This is a genomic window from Stagnihabitans sp., from assembly GCF_964946895.1.
Window position 1 is genome coordinate 292,142 of record NZ_CBBQHX010000001.1, and the last position, 11,065, is coordinate 303,206.

9 protein-coding genes are annotated in these 11,065 nt (G+C 65.1%); 8 read left to right on the forward strand and 1 reads right to left on the reverse strand.

All coding sequences use genetic code 11. The features are described from left to right. The first annotated feature begins 81 nt into the window (after nucleotides 1–81). The 8 genes from AC1Y2B_RS01485 to dusA all read left to right on the forward strand — a co-directional run bounded on the left by AC1Y2B_RS01485 (nucleotide 82) and on the right by dusA (nucleotide 9,727). Complete coding sequence (locus AC1Y2B_RS01485; protein ID WP_482251257.1) at nucleotides 82–1,626, forward strand: ABC transporter substrate-binding protein; 1,545 nt, start codon at nucleotides 82–84, stop codon at nucleotides 1,624–1,626. After that, entirely contained in the window at nucleotides 1,623–2,561 is a 939-nt protein-coding gene (locus AC1Y2B_RS01490) for an ABC transporter permease (RefSeq protein ID WP_482251258.1), read from the forward strand. Before AC1Y2B_RS01485 ends, AC1Y2B_RS01490 begins: the two co-directional genes overlap by 4 nt. Beyond that, nucleotides 2,558–3,385: an ABC transporter permease gene (locus AC1Y2B_RS01495; protein ID WP_482251259.1), complete on the forward strand. Its 828-nt coding sequence runs from the start codon at nucleotides 2,558–2,560 to the stop codon at nucleotides 3,383–3,385. Before AC1Y2B_RS01490 ends, AC1Y2B_RS01495 begins: the two co-directional genes overlap by 4 nt. Continuing rightward, nucleotides 3,385–4,974 (forward strand): dipeptide ABC transporter ATP-binding protein, encoded by a 1,590-nt coding sequence (locus AC1Y2B_RS01500; protein ID WP_482251260.1) that lies wholly within the window; start codon nucleotides 3,385–3,387, stop codon nucleotides 4,972–4,974. The genes AC1Y2B_RS01495 and AC1Y2B_RS01500 overlap by 1 nt, the downstream gene beginning before the upstream one ends. A 9-nt stretch (nucleotides 4,975–4,983) precedes the next feature. Then, on the forward strand, nucleotides 4,984–6,078 hold the full coding sequence (locus AC1Y2B_RS01505; RefSeq protein ID WP_482251261.1) for a DmpA family aminopeptidase: 1,095 nt from the start codon (nucleotides 4,984–4,986) through the stop codon (nucleotides 6,076–6,078). After that, nucleotides 6,075–6,929 (forward strand): carbon-nitrogen hydrolase family protein, encoded by an 855-nt coding sequence (locus tag AC1Y2B_RS01510; protein ID WP_482251262.1) that lies wholly within the window; start codon nucleotides 6,075–6,077, stop codon nucleotides 6,927–6,929. The genes AC1Y2B_RS01505 and AC1Y2B_RS01510 overlap by 4 nt, the downstream gene beginning before the upstream one ends. Before the next feature lie 55 nt (nucleotides 6,930–6,984). Next, nucleotides 6,985–8,562: a D-aminopeptidase gene (locus tag AC1Y2B_RS01515; protein ID WP_482251263.1), complete on the forward strand. Its 1,578-nt coding sequence runs from the start codon at nucleotides 6,985–6,987 to the stop codon at nucleotides 8,560–8,562. Between the two features lie 172 nt (nucleotides 8,563–8,734). Continuing rightward, on the forward strand, nucleotides 8,735–9,727 hold the full coding sequence (gene dusA, locus AC1Y2B_RS01520) for a tRNA dihydrouridine(20/20a) synthase DusA (RefSeq protein WP_482251264.1): 993 nt from the start codon (nucleotides 8,735–8,737) through the stop codon (nucleotides 9,725–9,727). A 60-nt stretch (nucleotides 9,728–9,787) separates the two neighbouring features. On the opposite strand, the gene AC1Y2B_RS01525 is transcribed toward dusA, so the two are convergent. Then, nucleotides 9,788–10,987 (reverse strand): multidrug effflux MFS transporter, encoded by a 1,200-nt coding sequence (locus AC1Y2B_RS01525; RefSeq protein ID WP_482251265.1) that lies wholly within the window; start codon nucleotides 10,985–10,987, stop codon nucleotides 9,788–9,790. Nucleotides 10,988–11,065: the final 78 nt, after the last annotated feature.

Sequence of the window (11,065 nt, forward strand, 5' to 3'; positions counted from 1 at the left end):
TCAGCATAATGTTATTGACAGAAAGTCAAGGCGGTGCGGAAACTCAGGCCAAATCTGACAACTGTCTCAGGGGGACGTCGCATGGATCGCCGGAATTTTCTGAAGACTTCGCTTGCGGCTGGCATCGGGGTGCCGGCCTTCCTGACAGAGGTGATGGCACGGGCCGAGGCGGCGGGGACCAAGGTCCTGCGCATCGGCTATGCCGCGCCGGTGCAGACGCTGGACCCGATCAAGACGGTGTTCGGCCCCGACATCATCAGTCAGGGCATGATGTACGCCCGCCTGATGAAGGCCAATGCCGATGAAAGCGAGGTGGGTTATGGGCTTGCGGAAAGCCACACGGTGTCGCCCGATGGCCTGACCTACACGTTCAAGCTGCGGGCCGGCCTGAAATTCTCGGATGGCAGCCCGCTGACGGCCGAGGATGTGGCCTTCAGCTACAACCGGATGCGGTTCCAGAAGGATACGGTCTATGCCGCGCCCTTCCAGCCCCTGAAGACGATCGAGGCGGTGGACCCGCTGACCGTGAGGTTCGGTCTGGACCGGGCCTTTCCGCCCTTCCTGAAGCTGTGCGAGATCTGGAATACCGGCATCGTCTCGAAGGCCAATGTGACGGCGCTGGGCGATGACAAGTTCGGCACCAGTCCCACCGTCACCTCTGGCCCGTTCAAGTTCGTCGAGTGGAAAACCGGCGACCGCGTGATCATGGCGCGGAATGACAATTACTATCTGCCGGGCCTGCCCAAGCTGGACGGGGTCGAGTTCATCTTCATCGCCGATGTGAACACCGGGGTGTCGATGGTGCAGGCCGGTGAGTTGGACGTGTCGATGGGCGTGCCCTTTGGCCGGATGAAAGAGCTGGAGGGGGCGGGCACGGTTGTGGTGTCCGAAGCCTCTTCGGCGACCTATGACATGCTGATCAACCACTCGGCAGCGCCGTTCGACAATCTGGCCTTCCGGCAGGCGGTCAGCTTCGGCATTGACCGGCAGGTGATCAATGACACGGTGACGGCGGGCTATGGGACGGCGGCCACCTCGATCTTCAGCCCGAAGCTGGCGTTCTTTGACAAGGACCTGAAGGTGATCGCCCGCGATGTGGACAAGGCCAAGGCGCTTTTGGCGCAGTCGGGGGTGGCGGATGCGTCCTTTACCTTGCTGACCAATGCCGGGACGACGGACGAAGACAAGACGGCGGTGCTGATTCAGGCGCAACTGGCCGATGTGGGGATCACCGTCACGGTGTCGTCGATCGACCCGGGGCAGGCCTGGACGCAGCTGATCGGTGGCGATTATCAGGCGCAGTTGAACTGGTGGTACAATGAAACCACCGACCCGGACAACGCGGTGCGGTGGTGCGTTTGGGGGGCGGGGGACAACAAGTCCTATTACACGCGCTACAACAACGAAGAGGTCAACAAGCTGATCGACCAGGGCGCCAGCGAGTTGGACGAGACCAAGCGGGCGGCGATCTATGCCAAGATCCAGCAGATCTGCGTCGATGAAGTGGCGCAGGTGGCGCTTTATCACCCGACATGGACTTCGGCCCGGTCCAAGGCGGTGACGGGATTGGTGTTTGACCTTGGCAGCCAATATGCCGCGATTGACGCAGCCGACCTGACGGCATGAGCCGCTTCGCCTTCCTGCTGCGCCGCCCATTCGAGCTGATCCCGGTGTTGTTCGGGATCAGCCTGATCACCTTCATCTTGTTGCAACTGACCCCCGGCGACCCGGTCCGCCTGCTCTTGGGTCCCAAGGCGAGTGCCGAGGCGATTGCGGCGGTGCGGCTGCGCTATGGCTTGGATCAACCGATTGTCCTGCAATACCTTTACTACATCCGCAACGTGCTGGGGGGCGACTTTGGCCAGTCGATCAGCTTTCGGTCCGCCATTGGCCCGGTGTTGCTGACCCGGATCGGGCCCACGATCTATATTCTGGTTTACGGGTTGGTCTTGTCGGTGCTGTTCACGCTGGGTCTGGGCGTGACCGCAGCGCGCAGCCGGGGCGGCTGGCTGGATCAGGTGATCCGGCTGATCTGCGTGGTGGGCGTGGGGGTGCCCTCGTACTTCGTGGGCCTTTTGCTGGTTCTGTTGCTGTCCTTGAAGGTCAAGGTCTTCCCGGTGTCAGGCTATGCCGACAGCGCCATGATGAACCTGTACCATCTGTTCCTGCCCGCGCTGACCATCGCGGTGTCGGTGACCCCGATCCTGACCCGGAATTTCCGGGCCACCCTGTTGGGCCAGATGAACGCGGGCTATGCGATTGCCGCCCTGTCGAAAGGCGTGCCAGAGGCTCAGGTGTTCTGGCGTCACGTGTTCTGGAACTCGCTTCTGCCGACGGTCAGTCTGTTTGGCGTGGTGGCGTCGTTTCTGATCGGTGGCACGGTGGTGATCGAGAATGTTTTCAACATTCCGGGCCTTGGGCTTTTGCTGGTCCGATCGGTGCTGAGCCGGGATTATCTGGTCGTCCAAGGGGTGACGCTGGTCATGGCCTCGGGGATCGTGATTTCCAACCTCATGGTCGATGTGCTGATGGCGGCACTGGACCCAAGGATCAAGACATGACGGCGCTGATCTGGTTGCGGCGCGCGGCGCCGTGGTCTTTGCGGATCGGGCTTGTCGTGACGCTGATCTGGGTGGGTCTGGCGGTGCTGGCCCCGGCCCTGACACCCTACGATCCGATCAAGGTCGATGCGGGCAATGCCTTGCTGCCGATGAGTGCTGCGCATTGGCTGGGCACGGATTCGGTGGGCCGCGATGTGCTGGCGCGGCTGTTGTACGGCGCGCGGATGGATTTGCTGATGGCGGTGGCCGGGGTCTTCGGGCCCTTCGTGCTGGGCACCCTGATCGGCCTGCTGGCCGGGTATTCCGGCGGCTGGCTGGATGCCCTGCTGATGCGGGTGCTGGAGGTGACGATTTCCTTCCCCTATTTCGTGCTGGTGATCGCCATCGTCTCGATCATCGGGCCGGGGCTGAAAAGCTACATCATCTCGTTGACCATTGTGAACTGGGTGACCTATGCGCGGCTGGTGCGGGCCGAGACTTTGGTGCTGGGCAATGCCGATTTCGTGCTGGCGGCGCAGGTGCTGGGCTATGGGCGTTTCAGGATCATGGCGCGGCACATCCTGCCCAATGCCATCGTGCCCTCGGCGGTGTTTCTGATGACGGATGCGGTGCTGACGATCGTGCTGGGGTCCTCCTTGGGGTTTCTGGGCCTGGGCGTGCAGCCGCCGACACCCGAATGGGGCGTGATGATTGCCGAGGGGCGGACCTATCTTGGCTCGGCGTGGTGGATATCGCTGGCGCCGGGGGTGGCGATCTGTTCGCTGGCCTTCGGGCTGTCGCTGGTGGCCGACGGCGTGGCCCATGTGCTGGACCCGGAGGCGTGATGGAACCCCTGGTGTCGGTGCAGAACCTGAGGATCAGCTTTGATACCGCGCATGGCGTGGTGGATGCCGTCCGGGACGTGAGTTTCGAGATCCGCAAGGGCGAGGCTTTGGGGATCGTGGGGGAAAGCGGCTCTGGCAAGTCGGTGGTCTGCCGGGCGCTGTTGCAACTGCTGGCCCCGAATGCGCGGGTGGTGTCGGGCGAGGTGCTGCACGAGGGGCGCGATGTGCTGACGATGCCGCCCGAGGCGATCAACCGCTACCGGGGCGAGACGGCGGCGATGATCTTTCAGAACCCCTCCACCCATCTGGACCCGATCATGCGGGTGGGCGATCAGGTGGCGGAAGGGCTGATGATCCACCGTGGGCTGGACAGGGGGCAGGCCGCCGCGCAGGCGGTCGCCCTGCTGGAGGATATGAAGATCGTCGACCCTGCGCGGCGGGCGCGGGCCTATTCCCATGAACTGTCAGGCGGCATGCGGCAGCGGGTGATGATTGCCGCCGCCCTTGCCTGCAACCCGGCCCTGCTGATCGCGGATGAGCCGACGACGGCTTTGGATGTGACGGTGCAGGCGCAGATCCTGGGCCTGATCCAGAAGGTGCGGGAGGAGCGGCACCTGACGGTGGTTCTGGTCTCGCATGATCTGGGGGTGATCGGCGCGGTTTGCGACCGGATCATCGTGATGAAGGATGGCCAGATTGTCGAGACGGGAACGACGCGAGACATTCTGACGGCACCCCGGCATGACTACACCAAGGCGCTGATCGCGGCGCAGCCCTCGCTTCTGCCCGACCGCACTGCGCCTGCGGCGGTGGGGGAAGAGATTGTCGCGGTGCAGGCCCTGTCGGTGCGCTTCAAGGCGCCGCGCAGTCTGTCCGATGTGTTGCGCCGCAAGCCCGCGCATGAGGTGCGGGCGGTGGATGATGTGACGCTGACCTTGAAGCGCGGCGGCTCTTTGGGGGTGGTGGGCGAAAGCGGCTCGGGCAAGAGCACGCTGGCGCGGGCCTTGGTGGGGCTGGTGCAGCCCACGTCGGGCACTGTACGGGTCGGGCAGGCGGGCAAGCCGCGCGCGCGGGTCGTGCAGATGGCGTTTCAGGACCCTTACATGTCCTTGAACCCGGCCTTCACCATCGCGCAAACCCTGTCAGAGCCGTTTCTGGCCCATCAGCTTTGCGCGCCCTCCGAGGTGCCGGCGCGGTTGCAAGCCTTGATGCGGCAGGTGGAATTGCCCGAGGAGTTGTTGCGGCGCAAGTCGGGGCAGCTGTCCGGCGGGCAACGGCAGCGGGTGGGGATTGCGCGGGCCTTGGCCTTGTCCCCCGACATTCTGATCGCCGATGAGGTGACCTCGGCGCTGGACGTCTCGATCCAGGCGCAGATTCTGGCGTTGTTCCAGCGGTTGCAGCGCGACCTTGGGCTGACGCTGATCCTGATCTCGCATGATCTCGCCGTGGTGCGGTATCTGTGCGAGGAGGTGGCGGTGATGCAGCATGGACGGCTGGTGGAATATGGGCCTGCGGCGCAGGTGCTGCGCCATCCCGCCAGCGATTACACCAAGGCGCTGCTGGCGGCGGTGCCGAAACGGATCTTGTGAGGATATGCGATGACCAAACCGCGTGCGCGTGCGCTGGGCTTGCCGTTTCCGGGGACACCGGGGGCATATAATGCGATCACCGATGTGCCGGGGCTGCGGGTCGGGTTTTGCACGCTGACGGATCCTGCGCGCGCCATGCGTACCGGGGTGACGGCGATCTTGCCGCGGACAGAGGGGGGCAGCCCGCAGCCGGTCTGGGCGGGCTTTCACACGCTGAACGGCAATGGCGAGATGACCGGGGTGCATTGGATCAACGATGCGGGGTATTTCGTGGGGCCGGTGCTGATCACCAACACGCATGGCATCGGGGCTGCCCATACCGGGGCGACGGAGTGGATGATTTCCACCTATGCCAAGCACTTCAAGGAAGAACATGCCTGGGCCATGCCGGTGGTGGCCGAGACCTATGACGGCGTCTTGTCCGACATCAACGCGATGTTCGTAAAGCCCGAACACGCCGTGGCGGCCCTGCAGGCTGCGAGGTCGGGGCCGGTGGAGGAGGGATCCACCGGCGGCGGCAACGGGATGATCTGCTATGACTTCAAGGGCGGCACCGGGACGTCGTCTCGGCAGATCGCGATTGGCGGGCAAACCTATACGGTGGGCGTTCTGGTGCAGGCGAACTTCGGCTCTCGGCCGTGGTTGACCGTTTTGGGCGTCCCGGTGGGGGCCGAGATGGCCGAGGGCTGGCAGCGGCAGAAGGAAACCGGGTCGATCATCGTGATCATCGCCACCGATGCGCCCCTGTCGGATGCCATCCTGCGGCAACTGGCCAAGCGGGCGGGCTTGGGGATCGGGCGGTCGGGGACGCCGGGGGGCAACAATTCGGGGGATATCTTCCTGGCCTTCTCGGTGGCCGATGCCATCCCCGACAGCCTGCATGCCGGGCCGGTGATCCTGCGCCACGCGGTGAACTGGGAAGAACTGGACCCCTTGTACGAGGCCGCCGTGCAGGCGGTGGATGAAAGCGTCATCAACGCCCTGGCGGCGGGTGAAGATGTGGCGACCTTCAAGCCGGAGGGCTTCATCTGCCCCGCGCTTGATACGGCGCGACTGGTGGATATCATGGCCCGCTATGGCCGCATGAAAAGGGCAGACCCATGACCCGCGAGACCTCTCGATTTCTGGTGACCGGCGTGCAGATGCCGGTGTCGATGTCATCCAGCAACATCCCGGCGATGGCGGCCAAGGTGGGCGAGGTGATGGCGCTGTTTCCGGGGACGGACATGATCGTGTTCTCTGAGCTTGCCATGCACGGGCCGCTTGAGGCGAAAACCGCAGGCGAACCGGAGGCGGATGTCCAGGTGTTTGCCGCACTGGCCCAAAAGCATGGCGTCTGGATCATTCCGGGATCGTTCTTTGCGGTGCGCGCGGGCAAGCGGTACAACCATGCGGTGGTGATCGCCCCCGATGGCAGCATCGCGGGGCGCTATGACAAGCTGTTCCCCTTCGCGCCCTTCGAGAAGGGGGTGGAAGGCGGCACCGGCTTTCTGGTCTGGGATATTCCGGACGTCGGCCGCTTCGGCCTGTCGATCTGCTATGACATCTGGTTCCCCGAGGTGATGCGCAAGCTGTCCAGTCAGGGGGTCGAGGTTCTGATCCACCCGACCCTGACCGGCACCACCGATCGCTCGGCCGAAAATGCCATCGCGCGGGCCACTGCGGTTCAGTTTCAATGCTATATCGTTGACGTCAACGGGTTGGACGGCGGCGGCAACGGGCGGTCCATCGTCACTGATCCGGCGGGCAATGTCGCCTATCACGCCGGCCAGATCCCCGAGATCTTTCCGGTGATGCTGGACCTTGGTCTGGTGCGGCAAGCGCGCGCCGATGGGGCCAACGGGCTGGGGCAGGTGCTGAAATCCTGGCGTGACCGCAAGGTGCGCTTCGATCTGGAAGAGGGGACAGACTACCTCGCAGCGTTGGGGCCGCTGCGGCCCATGGCCAAGCGTTAGGGCTTGTTCGTTCTGAAGCTGCGGGCCAGTGTCAGGGAAATGGAGGGACGCCGGGATGGGCAATCTGGACGAGGCGGCGCTGATGCAGGCGCTGGGCGGGCTGGCGCAGCGCTACAAGGGGCCGGGTGGCGTGGCGGGCGTGGTCAAGGACGGCAAGGTGATCGCGCGGCGGGCCTGGGGCTACAAGGACACGCAAGCGCGGGCCGAGATGCGGGCGGATACGCTGCTGCCGATCTGCTCGATCACCAAGCAGTTCACTTGCGCGGTGCTTCTGGATCAGATCCCCGAGATTGCAGCGCTGGACGTTCGGGTGCGGGACTATCTGCCCAATCTGCAAACGCCGCTGCCCACGGTCAAGCAACTGGCCGACAACCAGTCGGGCCTGCGGGACTACTGGGCGCTGACCGTCCTGCAGGGCGCGCGGCCCGAACAGACCTTCCGCCGGGAGGATGCCCTGCCGCTGCTGGCGCGGATGAAGACCGGGCATTTCACGCCGGGCACCTCTTATTCCTACAGCAACTGCAACTTCCGCATCCTGTCGGAGCTGGTTGAAACCGCCACCGGCAAGGACTTGTCCGCACTTTATGCCGAAAGGCTGTTCGGGCCCGCAGGCATGGCGACGGCAAGGCTGTGCCCTGACACCCGCCATCCCGCCGATGGTGTGGTGGGGTATGAGGGCAATGATGCGGTGGGTCATCTGCCCGCCGACAACGGGATCTACTGGATCGGCGATGCCGGGATCTCGGCATCGCTCGATGACATGCTGGCGTGGGAGGTGTTCATTGACGCGACGCGGGATGACCCTAAAGGCCTTTACACCCGGCTGTCCGCAGCGCCCGCCTTTGCCGATGGCAGATCGGCCAGCTATGGCTTTGGTCTCAAGCATGACGTGATTGCCGGGCGCAAGACCACCGGCCATGGCGGCGCGCTGCGCGGCTTTCGGGCGCACCGGCTGCATGTGGCCGAGGAGCGGTTATCGGTCGTGGTGATGTTCAACCACGAGGCCGACGCCCATGCCGCCGCCTATGGCTTGGTGGAAACCGCCTTGGGGCACAAGGCCGAGGCTGCCGCCCTGCCGGGTGCGGACTGGCAGGGGCTGTGGCTGGATGCGGCGCAGGGGCTGGTCTTGCAGACCGAACCCGATGCCAAGGGCATCACACTGCACTATGCCACGACCCCGACCCGTCTGGCGCTGGGCGCCGGGGGCGTCGCACAGGGCGGTGGGGTCAGCCTGCAGCGCGGGGCACAGGGGCTGACGATGCAGCGCCCGGCGGAAAACCTTGTCGTCACACCGCTGCCGCTGGTCGCGCGTGCGGATGCCGATGGTGCGGATGCCGACGGTACGGAACTGGCGGGCCGCTATGGGTCAGACGAGCTGGAGGCCACCCTGACGATTGTCAGCCGCGATGGCGGGACCTATGCTGGGTTCGAGGGGATGCTGGGCATGGGTCCGATGGAGCGGATGCATCCGGTGGCCGCCGATCTTTGGGTAATCCCGACGCGGCGGTCGATGGACGCCTCGCCCCCCGGTGACTGGACGGTTCAGGTGCGGCGCGATGCGGCGGGGCAGGTGGCCGGTCTGACGCTGGGATGCTGGCTGGCGCGGCAGATCGCCTATCGCCGCAGGGCTTGACCTGCCGTCCTGGGCTTTCTGGACGGCGCGGCCCTTTTGCAGTAGGACAGGGCGGCATCCGGCCAGATGGCCCCGATGGCACAGCAGGCCTTGGCGTTCCCTTGCGCCTGAGGATACAGAACAAGGAACTTCGGACGTGGCTGGCCCGCACTCTCATCCCCCAAAGCCCGCAGTGCGGTCTGTCAGCGCCCATCGCCTGTCCGTCGCGCCGATGATGGATTGGACCGATCGCCATTGCCGGGTCTTTCACCGGCTTATGACCCGGCGCGCGATGCTTTACACCGAGATGGTCACCGCCCCCGCCGTGGTGCATGGCGACCGGGTGCGGCTGCTGGGGTATTCCGGGGCCGAGCATCCGATTGCCTTGCAACTGGGCGGCTCGGATCCGGCCGAACTGGCGGCGGCGGTGCGGGCGGCGGCACCCTATGGCTATGACGAGGTCAACCTCAACTGCGGTTGTCCGTCAGACCGGGTGCAGTCGGGCTGCTTTGGCGCCGTGCTGATGGAGCGGCCCGCGCTGGTGGCCGACTGCGTGGCGGCGATGCAGGGCGAGACCGATGCGCCGGTGACGGTGAAATGCCGGATCGGGGTCGATGATCAGGTGCCCGCAGAGGTGCTGCCGCGCTTTCTTGAGACTGTGGCCGGGGCCGGGGTCAGGCATTTCATCATCCATGCCCGCAAGGCTTGGTTGCAGGGGCTAAGCCCCAAGGAAAACCGCGAGATTCCGCCGCTGGATTATCCTTTGGTTCTGGCCATGAAGCAGCGGTTCCCGGACCTGACGATTTGCCTCAATGGCGGGGTGACCAGCCTGTCACAGATCCGCGACCTGCTGGATCAGGGGCTGGACGGGGTGATGGTGGGGCGGGCGGCCTATCACGACCCGGCCTCGGTCCTGATCGGGGCGGATGCGCTGTGGGGCGAGGCGTTTGCCCCGGATGCCTTTGCCGTGGTGACTGCCATGCTGCCCTATGTCGAGGCGCATCTGGCGCAGGGCGGGCGGCTGCACCAGATCACCCGGCATATGCTGGGACTATTCACCGGACGCCCGGGCGCGCGCGGGTGGCGGCGCATCCTGTCCGAGGGGGCGAACCGCCCCGGGGCCGGGACGGATCTGCTGCTGGAGGCCTTGGCGCAGGTTCAGGCGGGCGTCCGCTCGGCCGCGTAGGGCAGGGTGACGGTCTGAACCAAGCCGGTGCGCAGACCGCCTTGGTTCAGGTACCGCTGATCAGACTGTGTGCGGGCGCGGGGCGTTCGGTTTTGGCACCAGAAGCGTCAGGATCAGGGTCACCACGGCAGCAAAGGCGATGCCGCCGATCATCGGCGTGGCACTTGCCCCCAGCCAGGGGCCAAGCGCCACCACCATCACACCCCCGGTCAGCATCTGCAGCGTACCGCCGAGCGAGGAGGCCAGCCCGGCCTTGTCGCCCTGTTCGTCCAGCGCCATCACCATCGTCGTGGGGATGATCAGGCCCAGAAAGCCGTTGCCCAACGCCAGACCGACAATGCAGACCCACAGGTTGACCAGCCCCGCCAGCGCCAGCACGAACAGAACGCTGGCGCAGATGGCGAAGCCAAGGCTGGCGCCCTTCAGCATCGGCATCGCTCCGAAGCGGACGGTGGCCTTGCTGGCGCCCTGACTTGCCCCGATGAAGGCCATCGCGTTGACCGCGAAGGCCAATGAGAAGCCGGTGGACGACAGGCCGAAGCCCTGCTGGTACACGTAGGATGCGGCGGCAAGGAAGATGAAGAAGCTGCCAAAGCCGAACGCGCCGACGAAGGTCAGCAGCAGGAAACTGCGGTCGATGAACAGTTCGGCACAGCCTTTCAGCAGGAAACCCAGCTTGAATGGGCGGCGGTTGGCCGGGGTGAGGGTTTCGGGCTGACCGAACGCCAACAGGCACAGGCTCAGGACAGATGCCACCAGCAACGCCGCGAAAATGCCGCGCCAGCCGACGACAGCCAGCAACGCGGTGCCAACCAGAGGTGCCAGCATGGGCGACACCGAGAACACCAAAAACAGCTTCGACATCATCCGCGTCGCCTCGGGTCCCGTCATCATGTCACGCACGATGGCGCGGGGGACGACGCCCAGCGCGGCACCGCCCATGCCCTGCACGAAGCGCCCGGCGATCAGGCCGGTCGCGCTGGTCGAGGTCATGCAGATCAGCGTGCCAAGCACGAACATGGCGATCCCGGCATAAAGCGGCAGCTTGCGGCCGGATTGGTCGGCCCATGGCCCGTAGAACATCTGGGCGATGCCGAACGAGGCGAAATAGGCGGTGATCGTACCCTGCATGACCTGCGGCGAAACCCCAAGGCTGTCACCGATCACCGGCATCGCCGGCAAATACATGTCGATCGCAAAGGGACCGATGCAAGACAATAGCCCCAGAATCAGGGCAGGACGGGCCAGAGAGCCGGACATGAGATCACCTTTCGCGCGAAGACGGCATAGCTAGCGCTTGGGCCGGCGAAGGACAACCCTGCTCTGGCCCTTCCGCCG